Raw genomic sequence first — 17460 nt, 5'->3', positions numbered from 1 at the left:
ACATGACGACCAACGGCTGGAATCTCGCGGACGCCTTCTCTTCCCCCTGCCCGCCGGCGCTGCACGGGGAACTTGGCGCAGTATCGGCAGCGCATCCGCTGGCGGTCGCTGCCGGTCAGAATGCACTGTTCGCGGGAGGATCGGCGGTTGATGCCGCGATTGCGGCACAGGCCGTCCTGTGCGTCGTGGCTCCCGATGCATGCGGGCTGGGAGGCGATATGTTTGCCCTGGTGGGCGACCATACCGAAACGCTGGCAATCACCGGCGCAGGGGCTGCCCCGCTCGGGCTGAAGCAGGTTGCGGACGATGGGCCGAACTCCATCACCGTGCCCGGAATTTGCGGCGGCTGGGATGCGATGCACGCGCGCTGGGGCCGTCTGCCAATGGCTGAAGTGCTGGCCCCCGCGATCCGGCTTGCCGAACATGGCGCCGCCGTCTCCCCCACGCTCGCGCAGGCAGCGATCGCGCAGCGCCCCAGGCTGGAGCGCCACGGTGCGGCTGGCTGGTCCCTGCTCCGCCTCGCTGCCGGCGAACGTTTCATGCAGCCAGATCTGGCGGTGCTGCTCAAGGCCATCGGCAGCGACGGCCCTGCAACCTTCTACCGGGGCGCAATCGCCGAAACGATCGCCGCACGGGTGCAATCGCTTGGCGGAGCGCTCGCGGTGGAGGACTTCCTCGCCCATGACACCCCAGTCGATGCACCGCTCACAGTGTCATTCGCCGGGTACGAAATTGCGATCCAGCCGCCTCCGACGCAAGGCGTGCTGCTGGCCATGGCGCTTACCGGCCTTGAAGAATGGCTCGGCAGGATCGGGGGGGACGCCTCGCTGGGTGAGCATATCGGCGTGGAGCTGACCGAAGCCGCATTCGCCCATCGCGACAATGCCGGACTTGGCGCCGATCTATTGGCCACGCAACTGAACATCGATCCGGAACGCGCGAGCCTGCGCGGCGGCCCCCGCGCCTACTTGCACACCGCAGGCGTATCTACCGCCGATGCGGACGGGCTCATCGTCTCTTCGCTGGTTTCGGTTTTCGACGATTTCGGCTCCTGCGTCTTCGTGCCCGAACTCGGGATCACGCTGAACAATCGCGCTGGCGGCTTCACCGGCGGCGCCAATGCTGCAGCGCCCGGCAAGCGTCCGGTCCATACGCTGGCACCGGCGCAATTGCGCCACGGCAGCGACCTTATGGCCCTTGCCACTCCAGGTGCCGATGGCCAGGTGCAGACGTTGCTCCAGGTCATCCGGCGCGTCTTGGGATCGGGAACCGACGTGGCATCGGCGATCCATGCCCCGCGATGGCGCAGCGAGAACGGCAACCTGCTGGTGGAGGACGATCACCCCGCCATGGCCGACCTCACGCAGCGCGGCCATCGAACGGTCGCTCTCCCGCGGGGCGACATGCGGTTCGGTGCAATCGCCTGCGCCGGAATCAGTGCCAACCGCCCATTCGGAATTGCAGACTGGCGCCGCGAGAACTGGGCTGGCGTCGCCTGAGCCGACATAGCTGACACTCAACGCCACATCCGGCCATCCTGAAAGCCGCCCTCCGTTCACCGCGATGAAGGTGATCCTGAACGGCCAGAGATGGGACATTCTGCTTTGTCAGCTTTGGGGCCGCGACAATGGGATACCGGACGTTCCCGAATCATGGTGTTGGTGCTTGTTGCCGCCGAGAAACACGATCTTTTCGAAATACGCATGATCTCAAGGACGAAGTCCTGATAGATCGCATCAATAAAGCGAACATAGAGCGGCCGAACCGACAAATTGCATGATTTGCGGCAAAGACTCGGATCAGGCCACGCCTCGCTTGTCTGGGTTGGTATCGGCACCCCAACGAAAGACCTGGTATCGTGCATAGAACTCTGACCGATCATAAGCGGATATTGTCGCGAGCTTCGCCCGCATCTGCGCTGACATCCGGGTCAGGACGCGAACCTTGCCTTCCGGATCTATGGTGAACGCCATTGTGCGGTAGGCTCGGCGGCTCTTTTCAACGTCTTGACTGCTCGGAATATACTGCTCGGCTTTGACTAGGCCGACCAAGTTTTTGCCCAACCTGTGCAGCAGCTTTTGCAGAATGGCAGGCTCGGCGAACAGCCGTTCACCGGAACGCTCCCGGTCGTCACCCTTGCTCTCGCCGCCCCAGAACTCGGCGGTAAGAAACTGCTCTGACCGATCGCGCCACACCAATTCGCGTGAATCGTCGGGCACAAGCCCAAGGACGGCCACCGTCATATCCGAGGGCGCGGGCGCGTTCCGTCCGGTCGAAGCTGCATAAGGATCATGGCGATCGAGACGGCTACCACCATCATCGCCTTCACGCAGCCAAGCGAAAACTTCCGATCGCGACCGCTTGACTTGATAGTCGAGATCATCATCAGTCGCCGGCAGCCAGGTTTGCGATTGCTCGACGGTCACCGCGGCGATCATCGCCGCCTCGGCCGACCTACGATCGGCAAGGATGGACGCCACCTGGATCGTCACCCCGTCCTCGAGCGGCCAATAGCCTTCGACAATAAGCGGACGCGCCAGTAGCTTGCCATTCTCCAGCCCAAGCACGTTACTAAGGAGCCGCGCATCTTCCGGTTTAAGGAAGTCATCGTCCTCCGTTTGAGGCATCGGCAGCGGGGTGGCGATATCAAAAGGCGTGAACCCTGTCAGGTCGGACAACCAATAGCCGTCGCTGCGCGAAAGTAGGAAGCGTTCGAGATAGCCCTCCCATGCCCGCTCACCATGGGAATACGCATAGACCGGCCGGGTCGCGAGATACTGGCCCGCCACCACCATCAGACCATGCCAGCCCAGATAGCTTCCATAGCGGTCGCTGGCCGGAACCCCGGAGGTCGCCCCTCCGCGACCGTGATCGTGTTGTCCGCGCCGAGGGCAATCGAACATATGGCCGACGCCGGGAGCCCAACCCCTGACAACTGCGCTGACCGCATCTTCAATCGCATAATCGGGCAGGCCGAATCGATCACCGAGCGGCGCTATTTGATATTTACCGAAATCATATTCGATGCCGAAATGCGGTTCGGGTCGGGTCTCCCCCTCAGGGCGCTTAGCATAGCGGCCAATCGGTCCAGTCGGCCGTTCTGTGCTGAGCGCAAAGGGTGACCGGTTGACTTGTTTGAGCTTCGCCTCGAAATCTGCACGGGGCCCGGAATCGAGTGTCTTTGCGTAGGCACCCAAGGCTTCGCCTGCGAAGGCACGCATAACCACATGCGGCAACCCATCACCGAACGCGATACGCTCGAGGATCTGTCGATAGCGCGCAATGTGTGCGGGTCGATCGCGCGCGATCCGCGCCAAAGCGATCAAGAGCCAGAGCTGGGCGTGCATCCGGTAAAATGGCAGCGACTGGTCGCGAAACGCGCCGCCATCAGTATCGAACCGCGCTACGATTGCATCGATCACATCGAAGCGCTCCAGTTCGGCTAGCCGCCGCAGCGCATGGGCTGCGCGCCAGCGGTCAGCTGCCTCGACTGCGCCTAGCCGTGACCAGATCAGGCCTGCCGACGTTTCGACAGCTCCTTCGGGCGGAGTCAGCGCTGGCGTCCATGGGCCGCCGGCGACCTCGTGGGGCAACGTTGCCTCGGAGAGCGGTAGGAAACGTTCAAGGCCGGTGCCGAGCGCCGCCATAGACACAGTCGGTGCCAGATGAGCCGCGAGCGCCAGCCAGCTGTCCCCGCCGACATCCTGCGCGTCGTCGCCGAGGGCCGCAATCACTTCGAGCGCGATGTCCGTCGCACCCGCGCCGAAGACGCCGGTGAGATTACGCCAGCCCATATTGGTTTCCCAGGACGGGCCGATCAAGTCGTGCGGATGGTGACGGGCAAATTGCATCGCGAGATCGGGGAGTGCGTCCCGGAGCGCCGGAGACAGCGCGATCCACCCTTGAATATGTTCCTCGATAACGCCGAGCTTGTCCGACAGGTCGGCGTTATCGACAAAAATCAGTGCCTCGATAAAAGCCTTGCGACGGGCGAGCGGCACCTGATCTGCCCCCTTCTGAGTGGCCCATCGACTATCGTAGTCTTGACCACGAAGGAGGAATGGAATGGCTCGGAAGCACAAGCCGGAGGAGATCATCGGCAAGCTGCGTGAGGCGGAGATCGTGTTGGCGCAGGGCGGGACGGTGGCCGACGCCTGCCGGCGGATCGGCGTCACCGAACAGAGCTATTACCGCTGGCGCAAGGAGTACGGCGGGCTGAAGATGGATCAGGCACGGCGGATGAAGGATCTCGAGCGAGAGAACGCCCGGCTGCGGCAGGCGGTGTCGGATCTGACGCTCGATAAAATGATTCTGCAGGAGGCGGCGCGGGGAAACTATTGAGCCCCGCCAGACGCCGCCGCTGTGTCGATCACATCCGAGGGATCATGGCTGTCTCCGAGCGGCGGGTGTGCCGTGTGCTCGGGCAACATCGATCGACGCAGCGCAAGGCGCCACGCGGGGCGGATGACGAAGCCGCACTGACGGAGGACATCATCGCTCTCGCCCGGCAATATGGTCGTTACGGCTATCGCCGGGTGACCGCCCTGCTGCGCGATGCGGGGTGGCATGTGAACCGTAAGCGGGTCGAGCGCATCTGGCGCCGCGAGGGGCTCAAGGTGCCGCAAAAGCAGCCGAAGCGCGGAAGGCTCTGGCTCCATGACGGATCGTGCATCCGGCTGCGGCCCGAATATCCGGGGCACGTGTGGTCCTACGACTTCGTCGAGGGCCGCACGCATGATGGTCGCAAGTTCCGCATCTTGTCGATCATCGACGAGGCCAGTCGGGAGTGCCTGGCCTTGCCGGTCGCGCGACGGCTCAGGAGCGAGGATGTGCTGGCGGCGCTGGCCGATCTGTTCGTCACGCGTGGGCCGCCTGCGCATATACGGTCGGACAATGGCCCCGAATTTATCGCCAATGCCGTGCAAGAATGGCTGGGCAGGATCGGTGTGAAGACGCTCTACATCACCCCCGGCAGCCCGTGGGAAAATGGCTACTGCGAGTCCTTCAACGGCTCGATGCGTGACGAGCTACTCAACGGTGAGATCTTCTACACCCTGGCCGAGGCTAAGATCCTGATCGAGGCTTGGCGGCGGCACTACAACACTGTCAGGCCGCACAGCTCGCTGGGCTACCGGCCGCCGGCCCCGGAAGCAGCGACGCCGCCATGGCCGCCCTCCGGTTCCGCTTCGCTCCACCTGCGGCCGGCCATGGCGCCGGAGGCAATCTTACACTAACAAATAACCCGGACCACTCGGTGGGGGCCGATCAGCCAATGGGTTGGCGATCGACGTCCCGAAAAAGGCCGAAGTCGCGCGTGCCCCGATCGACATGGCACCGTCCGATGCCCTGTCGATCCAAAAGAAGGCTGTCGATACCCTGAAAGGGCGTAAAATCGGCATCCTGTTTGCCGAAGGCTCGGACAAGGCTGCAATCAACAAGCTGCGCAGGCAGATCGAAGACGCGGAAGGGACACCTTTCCTGGTCGCTCCCAAAGTGGGTGGGATCACAGTCAAGGGCGGCACACTGGAGGCAGATGGCCAGCTTGCGGGCTCGCCTTCGATCCTGTTCGATGCGGTTGCCTCGATCCTGACGCCCGGCGCCGCGGAGGAACTGGCCGCGCAGGCGGTAGCGATCCAGTGGTTCATGGATGCGTTCGGTCATTGCAAGACCATCGCCCACTGTCCGGGAACGCAGGTAATTCTCGACAAGGCCGGCGTGGCCAAGGACGCGGGAGTGGTTCCGGTGGAGGATTTGCTCAAGATCGGTACCACGCGTCACTGGGCGCGCGAGAGTGAAGTGCGAGATCTTGCATGACGCGGCGCGGGCCACGCCTTCACCACCCGGCGTTCAATCGCCTGCCTGGGCTGCCGGCGGGAGACGTCAAGCCGGCACCTACTCGTCCTTGTCCCGAAGATATGACCACCATCGCAAGAACATTCCTGCGATTGAAGTTGTCATCCCGCCCAAGAGGCACATTGCCACGACAGGATCGGACCGGGCGCTGCTCAAGGAGACGATGCCCAGAAGCAGCACACTCACCGCCGAAATGCCGTAGCCGCAGGTTTTGATGAGTTCGGGCGTTTTCATTACATGGTGAGAAACGTTTCCGAATGTTGCCAGTTCCTCCTTCAGAACTCCGTCTCACCATCGGAAGATGTGAAAATGAATCGCCTTTTCACCAACATCGCCACGCGGATTGCGAATGCCGCAGGGCAACCGCTTACATTTACCTTGGCCTTGCTGCTCATCGCCGTCTGGGCGGTCACCGGACCTGTTTTTGAATACTCCGATACGTGGCAACTGATCATCAATACCGGCACTACGATCGTGACTTTCCTGATGGTCTTCCTGATCCAGAACAGCCAGAACCGCGATGCTGCGGCCATGCAGGCCAAGCTCGACGAAATGATCCGTGCGCTCGATAAGGCGCGTGAACAGTTTATCGGCATCGAGCACCTCACCGCCTCCCAGGTCGAGGATATTCGTGCCGATCTGGAACAAGAGGTTGGTGGAGAAAAGGGAAAAGCAGGCACTGCCCATACCAGCGTGCAAAACATGCAGAAGCGGGTTTGAATTGTCCTGTCTCTGGCCGCATTGCCCCCCATCCATTCAGCCAGGATTCTCCCAATTCGCGCAGAATTCCGGGCAGTTTGCGCTCGCCGTATTGCGCACCGCGTAACGGGTCTGCGCCATGGAACGCCGGAGATGGCCTCTTGCCGCACGCGTGTTTCGTCAGTGTCAACGATACCGCTCGCATCTCTGGCGGTCTTGATGCGTTACCCACCCATGCGCGGATTGCAGCGGCAGCAGGAGAATAACTGCATGAATGCCCAACGGTCTCGAAACCCATTGGATAACAAACACGACCGGGCATCGCGAAACGAGGTTACGCGGCGGCTGGCAAGACTTTGTGGAGGTGTTCCCTCAGGTCGGCATGACAGATTCACCCGCTTTGACACAAGCGGCAGGTCGAGCTCCTATTTTGTACCGCGAGACACGCTCGTGACACAAGAGGCGTCTGCACTGGGCATTACAGGAGAGAATGACCTTTTCGGCGGCGTCGTCCCCTTTCGCTTCGTTGCAACAAAAGCCGTGGGCCATTCGCTCGTCGCTGCGCCGCGGGCTATGCCAAGCGGATGGAACCGGGATTTGGGCGGGTTGCTCGACGGCTCGGTACTCCAAGGGTTTTCGACCTTCGATCGTGACGATGCCTTTGCCGCTGCGGCCACCCTCCTGTCGCAAGGTCCGGTTCGCATTAAGCAAGTCGAAGCCACCGCCGGACGAGGACAGGCCGTCATCCGTTCCATGCAGGAGCTTGAAACCGAACTGGAAGCAATTGACCCCGAGCAAATTCGAACAGACGGACTGGTGATCGAGGAAAACCTGGAAGCAGTACGGACCTACAGCGTCGGTTCAACGAAGCTCTGCGGAATGGAGATCGCTTACTGGGGAATCCAGGCGATAACGACCGATCGCGATGGGCAGACCGTTTACGGAGGAACCCGGCTTCAAGCCGTTCGTGGAGGTCTCGCAGAACTGGCCGCTCGCCCCCTTGCACGCGACGTTGCCGAAGCGGTCGAAAAGGCGCGTCGTTACGACCGGCTGATCTTCGACACCTTTCCCGGAATGTACGCATCCCGCCGCAACTACGATGTGGCGAGCGGCCAGACACCACTCGGGGAGCGCCGGATCGGCGTATTGGAGCAAAGTTGGCGCGTAGGCGGTGCCACACCGGCTGAAATCGCTGCATTTGAACGCTTTAATGCCCACCCCTCGTGCATGGACACGATTTGCGCGACCGTCGAGATCCATGGCGATGCCGATGCTGCTCCGCCGGGAGCCAGTGTCTACTATGCGGGCATCGATCCGATCGCCGGACCAATGACCAAATATGCAATGGTGATCGAATGAAAACAGCAAGCCAGGTCACCCTCGACGTTGACGGGCAATCTCTTGACGGAACCGTACTGACCCCGGCCAAACTCACCCCGGGAGTCCTTTTCATCCATGGTTGGGGAGGCAGTCAGGAACAGGACCTTTTGCGCGCAGACGAGATTGCCCAGCTCGGCTGCGTCTGTTTCACATTCGACCTGCGCGGACATGCAAGGCACGACAGCGATCGCAATCGGGTTACCCGTTCAGATGGATTGGCTGATGTCGTGTCGGCTTACGATTTCCTCGTAGCGCAACCAGGCGTCGATACATCGGCCGTCGCGGTCGTCGGCACCAGTTACGGAGGGTATCTGGCTGCTCTTCTCACTCGGGAACGTCCCGTCGCATGGCTGGCGCTGCGAGTGCCTGCGCTTTATCCCGACACCGATTGGGACGTTCCCAAAGCGCTGCTCGATCGCAGCGAGATCGACCGCTACCGCAGTCATTTTCGGACAGGCCATCAGGATCGTGCGTTGGCGGCATGCGAAAAATTCCTCGGCGACGTCCTGATCGTCGAATCCGAGCACGACGACTACGTCCCGCATCCAACAATCAGCTCTTACATGGCCGCGTTTCGTAGCAGTCGCTCATTGAACTATCGGGTGCTGAAGGGTGCCGACCACGCGCTGCGGGACGAAAAGCAGCGCCAGAACTACAACCGGCTGCTCGTAAACTGGATAGAGGGACTGGTGCGTGAAAGCCGCAGCCCAAGCTAGCCCCCATTCCCATTCAACCTTTTGCACGCTGGCGGCGGGTTTCCCAGCCTTTCCTGGCTGCCTCTGAACGTTTGGCATGGCTCTGGGATGAACTGCCAATCTGACCTCCCTTGCGCGAGGAGGCATGGTTTTCCTTGCGGCCCCGCCCCGAACCCGATTTTTTGCCGCCGCCGGATTCCTTGTTGACCGTGGCCCACGCACGACGTTCGGCCTCATCGCGGCTGACCCCGCGCTCTTCGTACCCCTTCTCGATATGCGCCGCGTTGCGCTTCTGCTTGTCCGTGTAGCTGGACTTGTCACCTCTGGGCATCCCATCTCTCCTTGCCTGGTGAGGATCGTCTTTTCGACAAGCGCTGAATGGTCTACACCGGCAAGGCGTTCCGTTTTGTCGCCAAGAACCTTGGGAAACCGGTACATCAATGAGACAAGCGGCGACGAAACATGATTGAGATCATGATTTGTCGCCGCGCCGAACGGCGGCGAAATGCGTTACGTGCCTGCCCCGCAAATCACGGAGGCGAGAGATCCGTCACCTGCGAACCGACGGGGAACTTTTCCCTCCCGGGCACATCGCACCGCGCCGGGGCATTCAGCAGATTTGAGAACCTTACGCCTTGCCGTACATCTGACCGCCTCGGCCAGCCGGCTGCTTTTACCGCACAGCCTCCATGCGGCTGAGCGGCGCATCCAACTGGAAGTGCATACCGGCAGGCGCAGGGCGCAGGAACGTTCGGGCTTCCAATTCGCAGGCAAGTGAATTGAGGAGCGTTTCGGTCCCAAAACCCGGCGCTCCCATATGCAGGGTACCGAGATCGCAGCCACTTTCCTCCCAATCCAGCAGAAGCCGGTCTTCTCCCTGACTAGCTGACGCGGGGCCGCGTTGCCAACGAACGCAAACCTGGCCCCCAGGCTGGGTCAGCGCGCCGAATTTGACGGCATTGCAGGCCAATTCGTGCATAGCGAGCCCGACAAGCTCCGCCGCTGCAGGGCGTAGCTGAATTTCCGGCCCTTCCAGCACCACTGTCTCGCCGGGCCGGCCGCCCTGCGCTGACAACTCGTCGCTGACGAGCGAGGCAAGAGATACCCCTCGCCTGGCTCCTGTCCGTGCGATAGCCGCTTGAACCCTGGTGAAGGCAGCAATGCGCCCCTGCAGGTGCATCTCCATACCTTCCAGGCTTGTACTGGTGGCAGCAGTTCGCCGGACGATCGATCGAACCACCCCTAAAGCATTGCGCATCCGGTAGTGCATATCGCGGATTGTTTCATCGCTGTGCTCCAGCCGGGCGCGCAATGCGTCCCTTTCCGCCAGCAATCCTGGTCTTGACGACGCCTCGCAAATGGACACGAGGATACCCAGTACCTCTCCCTGCTGCGCTCGCAGCGGGACATAATTCAGATCGAAGCGTGCGCGCGCAGTTGCCCCTCCTGCAACAATCGCAAGAACCTGATCCTTGCATGAGCAGCTCTCGCCGCCACGGACCCTGTCGTAGAATGGCTCGCTGATCTGCCAGATCAAGGGCCAACACTGCTTCGTGGCGATGCCGAGCTCTGCGGGATGACGATCCCCCATCAACGCGCTGAATGCTCCGTTGTAGATCTGCACGAGGTTGTTGCCCCACAGCACCACCATGGCCTGCGGGCAGCCGAGAATGAGATCGACTGCGGACCTGAGCCGCTGCGGCCATTGACCAACAGGGCCAAGCAGCGATTGCGACCAGTTTTTCTCCTGCAGTGCCGCTGCCATAGGGTTGTCGGCGGGAAGCCAGGCAAATTCACTCATTCGCGTCGATGTGCGCTCCTTCGTGGTCAAGATGAAGATAGTTCGGGTTGAACATTGCCACCGATATCAGACGATCAAAGATCGAATACGAGAAGACGCTTGTTACGCAGTTCGATAAGCTGATCACGGCGCATTTCCTGGATTGTGCGATTGACGTGAACTTGCGTGAGGCCCGTCGCCTCCGCGATTTCCGACTGCGTGAGGGGAAATTCGCACGAATTGCCGTCGGTCCGCCCGATCGTGCGCAATCGTACGAACATTTCGCAGAACAGATGGGCAATGCGTTCATAGGCGGTACGCTGACCGATGCTGGTCGTCCACTCGCGCTGGATCGCCACTGTAACCAGCTCGCTCCACCACAGCGCCTGCGCGATTCGGGGCGAGTTCTCGATTATTTCCCGAAATTCCAACTGCGATATTTCAGCTAGATTGACCTCAGTGACTGTCGATAGTGAATGATCCATCGCCTTGAGAATAAAGACGTTGGTGTCACAAAGATCCCCGGCGACGAAGAAAGACAATATCTGCCTGCGCCCGTCGGCAAGCTGCTTGTAGCGTTGCGCCCATCCGTCCAGAATCACGTTTACGAAACGGGGGCGGTCACCCTCTCTAATGATGTCGTGGCGCGGTGGGAGTACGCGAACGCGCTTCCTGAGCGCTTTGGTGAGTATTTCCCGATCAGAGCTAGACAGCCTGACAAAGGCGGAAAGGTGCAGCGTCAAGGAATTATCTGGCCCCATGAGTAACAAATCCGTTCTCATTGCGCGGTCAGGCCAAACGCCACATTCACATGCGTTAATCGGCCGAGATCACTCGCCGCAATCGCAGATCCGGTCTCGCGCCGCAGGATTGCCTTCCAAGGGCAACGCAACAAAAGGCCACCTGTTCCTCGTCGGCCGCTTCGCCGGTCGGGACGGGGATGGTCTCGTCAAGATATTCCGGCCAGGGCAAGTCTACGACCGCGAGTTTTTTCTGCCGCCGGCAAAGCCGTGCAGTGCCTCCCGGCGCTTCGCAATGGACGGGTGGCGGGACGGCCGACCCGGCCGGATCGAAAATTCACCTGGATCATCAATTTCAACGCCGTGCGCGTGGATACACACGCTTCGCCGCGTGGGGGGAACCTTTGCCCCGCAGGGTTTCTTCTGCTTGCGAGCTTGGCCAGGCAACGGTCCTGGCTGACTAGGACGACATCGAAGGGAGCGGATCGATGAAGATCCACGAATGCTTGCGCAAGGAGCTTCGTATTCGAGGTGCCAGCCAAAAGGACTTCCAATGCGGCGTCTTACCTTATTGATCGCGAGTGCAGCGCTCGTCACTGCGTGCAATTCCCGCAACGCAACAGAACCGGCGCCTACAGACATCTACAGTGGAACTGTCCTCTCTCCACAGGACGATCTTCAATCGGCTGAAGCCATCAACGGGACTTCTGACACCAACGCCTTGAGCCCGTCAGACTTCGCAGATACCCTCGGATCGGCGAACCTTTTCGAAATCGAAGCTGCGAAGATCGCAATCGAGCGCAGCAAGAGCGACAATGTCCGCCTGTTTGCCCGGCAGATGATCGTCGATCATGAAAATGCGCAGGCCCAGCTTGAAAAAGCAATCTCATCCCGCACGGCAGCTTTGACGTTCACGCCAAAACTCGACGGACAACAGAATGCCCAGATCAACGCCTTGCGCGCTGCGGGAGAGAAATTTGACAACGCCTACATCGAGCAACAGCGAATCGCCCATGAGCAGGCACTTGCCATGCTTACGGACTTCGCCTCGAACGGGGATGACGCCAATCTGCGCAAACTTGCACGCTCTACCATGCCCGTAGTCGCCGCTCATCTCGATCATCTTCGGCAAATGGCCGGAGATTAGGCGGCAGGCGAGGCCGACGGACCATTGAACGCGACGAGATGAGCAACGCAGTCCGGCGTTCTTGATCCATGTGATTGTCGGCCATTCTGGAAACGAAGAGGCTGGATCAATACGCTATCCTGGAGATTCCAAATGTTCCCGGCGGAAAAAATGGGAAATCGGATTTCTGATGCACGATCTGCAGATCGGCCTACCAGCCTGCTGCTCGACTTCGCCGTTCGGCAACGACTACGGACCTACCGCCCCAAACAAGTCGTGTTGAGGCAGTTCGACTGCACGGAACATGTTTTGATAGTCCTCAGTGGGTGGGCTGAGCAGGCCATGGAACTGCATGATGGCCGTCGCCAGATCCTGTCGGTTGCGCTGCAGGGAGATCTTTGCACGAACGACCTGAGCACTGGGGCGGTCATGGATCATTCGATTACCGCCATTACGCCGCTTTCCATTGCGATCATCGGCAAACTTGAATTTCATTCCTTGCTTGGCTGCCATGCGAGCCTCGCTCGCAGCTGCTGGCGCAATCAGATGCTCACGCTGTCCATCCAGCGGCGTTGGACAGCGATTATCGGACAAATGGGAGCGATGGAGCGAATTGCTCATCTCCTGTGCGAATCGTTCGTCCGGCAAGAAAGGATGGGCCTTGTCCGGGCGAATGTCTGTGCGTTTCCGCTAACGCAGCATCAGATGGCCGAGGCTTGCGGGCTCACCCAGGTTCACACAAATCGCATAGTCCAAGAACTGCGCAAACGCGGCTTGATCGATCTGCGCAGGCGCCAGTTGCACATAAACGCGATGGAAGAGCTGATCGCAATTGCGCAGTTCGACCCAGCCTATCTCAATCTCGCTTCGCCCGAACCTACCGGCACAGCGCTTTCGCGCAAACAGAAATCCAATCCCCAACCGGCCCCTGACGTAAGTGCCGAACCACCGGAGGTAATCCCATTTCCGCCCAGACAGAATGGTGGCCCGCAAACATGCAAGATTGAGCGCACGGCTCGCCTCGGGCGAGGATAGCAAGGGCACCCCGCGATGATAGAATCATCCACCGACATCCTTGCGCAGCGACTGCTGGAAGCGCGTGTTCTGGAGCACCGTCGGCGAGTGTCTCTGCTCAAAACCGCTAGATCCGGCACTCTCGACTTGCCGTGCAGCCATGTGCTGGTGTGCCATGCCGAGAATGGATCGCTGCGCGCGGCGAAATTGGATAGCTGTCTGCGCCACTTGGCAGACTCAAAGCCTAGCGGCGGCGATCACCCATCGATCAAGAAAACGAGCTTCCGAAAAAGTCATGTTTATGGCCCGGCGTCACTGCCCAAGACCATCAAGAACAGTTTGCGCGCGAAGGCTATTTACCGCTTGCTTGTCCGTCTCGCGAAAAGCGCTGGTGAGCCGGTAATCGGGGCCATCTGCGCAGAATTCATCAGCCAGGAGCAGGCACTCCTCGACATGCTGACATCGACTCCATCGGCAGAGCAGTGACGTGAAATATTTTTCAAATAGTAAATTTCACAACTTAACAGCAAATAATATATCGCCAATGTTTTCCGCATGAAATAATACAAACCCTTCGAAAATTGCATTATAAAGTAATATCTAGTATTTAAACCATGGATTTCGTTTTCAAATCGATCTGAGCAGAAGTCCTTACTCACATCCAACGCCTTATACCAAAACCTGTGGAATCTGACTCACGGAGGGTATGCGGCCGGGGCATGACGTGATTCACCATCGCAAACGGTTGGAGTTTTGCGATGGCAGCGCCGGTCAGACTTCGAGGTGATTTCAGTTCTGCGCAGGTTCGGGCCTTTGCTCGCCGCGCCAAGGATGCAGACCAAGTTCGCCGTCTGCTTGCGATTGCGACGATCCTAGACGGCGGCAGCCGAAGCGAGGCCGCCAAGGTCGGCGGGGTCACGCTGCAGATTGTCAGGGACTGGGTGCTGCGCTTCAACGCGCATGGCCCTGATGGTCTCGAAACCCGCAGGGCGCCGGGGCCGGATACCATCCTCGACGACTGCCATCGACGCGCGCTGGCCGAAACCATCGAAGCGGGCCCTATTCCTGCTGTTCATGGTGTGGTTCGCTGGCGGATCATCGACCTCGTCCAATGGCTATGGGAGGAGTTCGAAATCTCGATCAGCAAGCAGGCGCTGGGGCATGAACTCCGGACCATGGGCTATCGCAAGCTCTCGGCCCGGCCACGCCATCAGGGGCAGCGCCCTGAAGATATTGCCGCTTTTAAAAAGCCTTCCCCGCCCATCTGGCGCAAATCCGAAGGCGCCTGCCCAAAGGCACCCCGATAGAACTGTGGTGGCAAGATGAGGCCCGGATCGGGCAGAAAACGCAGATCACCCGACGCTGGGCCAAGCGTGGCACCAGACCCGTTGCGCCCCGTGATCTACGCCGGGCTTCGGCCTGGATCTTCGGCGCAATATGTCCTGCTGAAGGGAAAGGTGCGGCGTTGGTCATGCCACGCTGCAACAGCGAGGCCATGGACATGCATCTGGCAGAAATCAGCAGCCAGGTCGCACCCGGTGCTCACGCCGTGCTCATGCTCGATCAAGCCGGGTGGCACATGTCCGGCAAACTCGACATTCCGGCCAATATCACCCTCCTGCCGCTGCCGCCCAAGTGCCCCGAACTCAACCCCGTAGAAAACGTGTGGCAGTTCATGCGCGATAATTGGCTCTCGAACCGCATCTTCTCGTCCTACGACAACGTCGTCGATCACTGCTGCCACGCCTGGAACCGCCTCATCGATCAGCCATGGCGCATCATGTCCATCGGGTTACGCCAATGGGCGCATGGGTCATGATCAGAGAGTCTTGGTATTACATTCGGATAATCGCCTGCACTTCCTCCACTTTGGGTGCCTGGCGCGCAGAGCGTGGCGGCCTCCACGGGGGATAATGAAACAGAGGAACGAGGGCTTGCATGAACTCGCAAAATTCGACGTTGTCATGGCTTGCCGCGCCGGCGAGAGGCCTCTTTTTCCGCAAATCGCATTCGGGGTCACGTGCGCGGCTATCGAGATTTTCTTGCGTATCCTTCTCGATATTCCTGCCGCAAACATCGGAGCATTTGCCCTTGTCTATCCCACGGTTTTGATTGCTACGCTTTTTGGCCGGCTGATTGCTGGTCTTGCCGCTTTCCTGGTCAGTTTTGGTTGGGCGTGGTGGTACGTCATGCCTGTTGCCCGATCCTTCGACCTGAACGACCCCAGTGATGCCGTCCGGATCATGATCAATGCTGCCAGCGTTCTTGTCGTACTCCTTCTGGCGGAAGTATTTCGGCAAGCCGTCAGGGAAACGGCCAACATGCGCGATATCGAAATTGAGCGACGCAGGATGTTGCTGACCGAACTTGAGCATCGTACCAAGAATAATTTCGCTCTTGTGGGAAGTTTGCTTGTGTTGCAAGCAAGGGGGCACAGCGACCCGACGATACGCCTGGCCTTTGAACAAGCGATCGGCAGAATTCATACATTTTCAAAAGCTTATGAGATACTCTCGCTTGCGCAAGAAAGCGACGGAACCATAGCCATGAAGCCATACATTCATGACGTTGCTTCCCGTACTTCCGCAGCCCTTTTCGTCCAGAACATCGCGGTCGTCATCGACGCAGACGCGTGCCTGCTGCCACAACACGTTGCCGTCGCCATCGGACTTTTCCTAAACGAAGCCCTCACCAATTGCGCAAAGTATGCATTTCCCGCATGCAAGCGTGGAAACATCAACATCTCTTTCCGCAGTTGGCCAGATGGATGGGAAGTAATCGTGAATGATGACGGCATTGGCAGCGCAGTTGGCCATCAAGACCGAAAAGCGGGGCTCGGACAGAACCTAATGCAGGCATTCGCTCAACAGGCGCAGGCGCAATACGACTATCAACTGAGCAGCAGCGGTTGCAGCGTCTCTCTCCGATCGGGAAGTTCAACCTAACCCTGCAGCCAGCGCCCGTCGAAAGTTCACCGAGTGCCTTTCGTGGACGGCAATCGAGACCCCGGTCGCGGTAGGCAGGCTGACGAGGGCGGGCCTGCGGACATTTGCCAGCAGGCCCGATTGAGCCCGACCAAGGGAAAGTGACGAGCAGGCGGTGCCTCACGGACGCGGCATCAGCCCAAATCTGGCTCGTTCCTGCTCGATTTCTTCGGCAGAATAGGCAGGCAGATTCTCATCGAAGCGTGACCAGCCTTCTTCCCGGTAGATTGCAGCACGTTGACCGATATCCACTGCCCCCACGCCGATAGCAGTATTGGCACGATCAAATTGCTCCTTGCTGACTTTTGCACTGAGAAGCACACCGCCGCGCCTGACGCCCTCTGCATAGATATGCGCCTCCTCTTCCGAGTGACCTGCATGTCGCAGCGCTCCAACGATGCCCCCGGCAGCAGCTCCGCCCACAGCGCCGACGCCGGCTCCCACGGCAGCAGCTGCCAGCCAGCCAGCCGCAACCACAGGACCAAGTCCGGGAATAGCCAGGAACCCCAGGCCTGCGAGCAGCCCCCCGGTACCGCCCAGAAGTGCACCGGCAGAAGTTCCGGCAGTCACTTCGCCGTCTGCGTTTACTCCCTCATGGGCCACTTCCCTGCGGCCTTCGTTGACAATGACACTGATTTCATCGCGGGGAATGCCAATTGCTTCGAGCTCCCGGATAGCCTCTGCAGCCTCTGCATAGTTATCAAAGAGACGGGTGATCGTCTTGGTCATGATTTCTCTCCACGAATGTCGCTTAGTAGACGGTGATATTGCCCTTGTAGTCGAGGGCGACAGTCACGGACTTGCCGTCCTTGACGGCATTCGCCTGCCAGACGCCATTCTCGTTCTGAACAAGCTTGCCGATATTGGTAAAACCGGCCTTGGCGATACGTTCACGCGCTTGGGCTTCGGTGAAGGAATTGTGCCCCTTCGCGGCAGCGTCAGCCGTAACAACCGTGGGATCTTTCACAGCAGGATTGTCTGACTGGGCGTAGGTGGCGGACGGAGCCAGCGCGAATGCGAGCGTCGCAAATACAATTTTCATGGCATTATCTCCTCTCTACCCGGGAAACGTATGCCGCATTTGAATGGTTGCGCCCTCGATCGAGCAAAGCCCTTCGGAGGTTAGTATGTATAGAAAAATCATCGGTAATCTTTGATAACTTGGGAAAACACTCGATAAATTCCATTT

The 17460-nt window shown here is 59.7% G+C and carries 17 protein-coding genes; 11 read left to right on the top strand and 6 right to left on the bottom strand.

Going from position 1 to position 17460, the window contains the following annotated elements; translation table 11 throughout:
* Positions 1-2: 2 nt before the first annotated feature.
* A complete protein-coding gene (locus CA833_RS21130; protein WP_207081073.1) occupies positions 3-1499 on the top strand; it encodes a gamma-glutamyltransferase in 1497 nt (498 codons plus the stop codon).
* Between the two features lie 300 nt (positions 1500-1799).
* On the opposite strand, the gene CA833_RS21125 is transcribed toward CA833_RS21130, so the two are convergent.
* Positions 1800-4103, bottom strand: coding sequence for a hypothetical protein (locus tag CA833_RS21125; protein WP_207081072.1), 2304 nt, complete (start codon positions 4101-4103; stop codon positions 1800-1802).
* Between CA833_RS21125 and CA833_RS21120 the strand changes: the two genes are divergently transcribed.
* The 5 genes from CA833_RS21120 (at position 4066) to CA833_RS21100 (ending at position 8648) form a co-directional block, all read left to right on the top strand.
* Positions 4066-5234 (top strand): IS3 family transposase gene (locus tag CA833_RS21120; RefSeq protein ID WP_207078821.1). Its coding sequence is split into 2 segments (ribosomal slippage): positions 4066-4327 and positions 4327-5234, totalling 1170 coding nucleotides; the frame shifts between segments, so codons are not numbered across the junction. The genes CA833_RS21125 and CA833_RS21120 overlap by 38 nt on opposite strands.
* Before the next feature lie 43 nt (positions 5235-5277).
* Positions 5278-5814 (top strand): hypothetical protein, encoded by a 537-nt coding sequence (locus tag CA833_RS21115; protein WP_242526577.1) that lies wholly within the window; start codon positions 5278-5280, stop codon positions 5812-5814.
* Positions 5815-6162: 348 nt separating this feature from the next.
* Positions 6163-6573: a low affinity iron permease family protein gene (locus CA833_RS21110; protein WP_207081071.1), complete on the top strand. Its 411-nt coding sequence runs from the start codon at positions 6163-6165 to the stop codon at positions 6571-6573.
* Positions 6574-6705: 132 nt separating this feature from the next.
* Positions 6706-7911, top strand: a complete 1206-nt coding sequence (locus CA833_RS21105; protein WP_370584611.1) for a DUF3182 family protein — start codon at positions 6706-6708, stop codon at positions 7909-7911.
* Entirely contained in the window at positions 7908-8648 is a 741-nt protein-coding gene (locus CA833_RS21100; RefSeq protein ID WP_207081069.1) for a S9 family peptidase, read from the top strand. The genes CA833_RS21105 and CA833_RS21100 overlap by 4 nt, the downstream gene beginning before the upstream one ends.
* 13 nt (positions 8649-8661) lie before the next feature.
* Here CA833_RS21100 and CA833_RS21095 read toward each other — a convergent pair whose 3' ends face one another.
* From CA833_RS21095 to CA833_RS21085, 3 genes are all read right to left on the bottom strand, one after another.
* Entirely contained in the window at positions 8662-8958 is a 297-nt protein-coding gene (locus tag CA833_RS21095; RefSeq protein WP_207081068.1) for a plasmid stabilization protein, read from the bottom strand.
* A gap of 342 nt (positions 8959-9300) precedes the next feature.
* On the bottom strand, positions 9301-10458 hold the full coding sequence (locus CA833_RS21090; protein ID WP_207081067.1) for a sensor histidine kinase: 1158 nt from the start codon (positions 10456-10458) through the stop codon (positions 9301-9303).
* 44 nt (positions 10459-10502) lie between these two features.
* A complete protein-coding gene (locus CA833_RS21085) occupies positions 10503-11150 on the bottom strand; it encodes a Crp/Fnr family transcriptional regulator (protein WP_207081066.1) in 648 nt (215 codons plus the stop codon).
* A gap of 550 nt (positions 11151-11700) precedes the next feature.
* Here CA833_RS21085 and CA833_RS21080 point away from each other — a divergent pair.
* From CA833_RS21080 to CA833_RS21060, 5 genes are all read left to right on the top strand, one after another.
* The gene (locus CA833_RS21080; protein ID WP_207081065.1) at positions 11701-12294 is read left to right on the top strand and encodes a DUF4142 domain-containing protein; all 594 of its coding nucleotides are present in this window, start codon (positions 11701-11703) and stop codon (positions 12292-12294) included.
* Positions 12295-12426: 132 nt separating this feature from the next.
* Entirely contained in the window at positions 12427-13308 is an 882-nt protein-coding gene (locus tag CA833_RS21075) for a Crp/Fnr family transcriptional regulator (protein WP_207081064.1), read from the top strand.
* Positions 13309-13323: 15 nt separating this feature from the next.
* Complete coding sequence (locus CA833_RS21070) at positions 13324-13773, top strand: hypothetical protein (protein WP_207081063.1); 450 nt, start codon at positions 13324-13326, stop codon at positions 13771-13773.
* 272 nt (positions 13774-14045) lie between these two features.
* Positions 14046-15106 (top strand): IS630 family transposase gene (locus CA833_RS21065; RefSeq protein WP_207080371.1). Its coding sequence is split into 2 segments (ribosomal slippage): positions 14046-14538 and positions 14538-15106, totalling 1062 coding nucleotides; the frame shifts between segments, so codons are not numbered across the junction.
* 115 nt (positions 15107-15221) lie between these two features.
* Complete coding sequence (locus CA833_RS21060) at positions 15222-16232, top strand: sensor histidine kinase (protein ID WP_207081062.1); 1011 nt, start codon at positions 15222-15224, stop codon at positions 16230-16232.
* 159 nt (positions 16233-16391) lie between these two features.
* Here CA833_RS21060 and CA833_RS21055 read toward each other — a convergent pair whose 3' ends face one another.
* Positions 16392-17000 carry a general stress protein gene (locus tag CA833_RS21055; RefSeq protein ID WP_207081061.1) on the bottom strand — a complete coding sequence of 203 codons (609 nt, stop codon included), beginning with the start codon at positions 16998-17000 and terminating at the stop codon, positions 16392-16394.
* A 22-nt stretch (positions 17001-17022) separates the two neighbouring features.
* Positions 17023-17313, bottom strand: coding sequence for a hypothetical protein (locus CA833_RS21050; RefSeq protein ID WP_207081060.1), 291 nt, complete (start codon positions 17311-17313; stop codon positions 17023-17025).
* Positions 17314-17460: the final 147 nt, after the last annotated feature.

This window comes from Novosphingobium sp. KA1 (assembly GCF_017309955.1).
In the GTDB taxonomy this organism is placed as follows: Bacteria; Pseudomonadota; Alphaproteobacteria; order Sphingomonadales; family Sphingomonadaceae; genus Novosphingobium.
The sequence above is the reverse complement of the archived record's forward strand: the minus strand, read 5'-3'. Positions and strand labels throughout refer to the sequence as shown.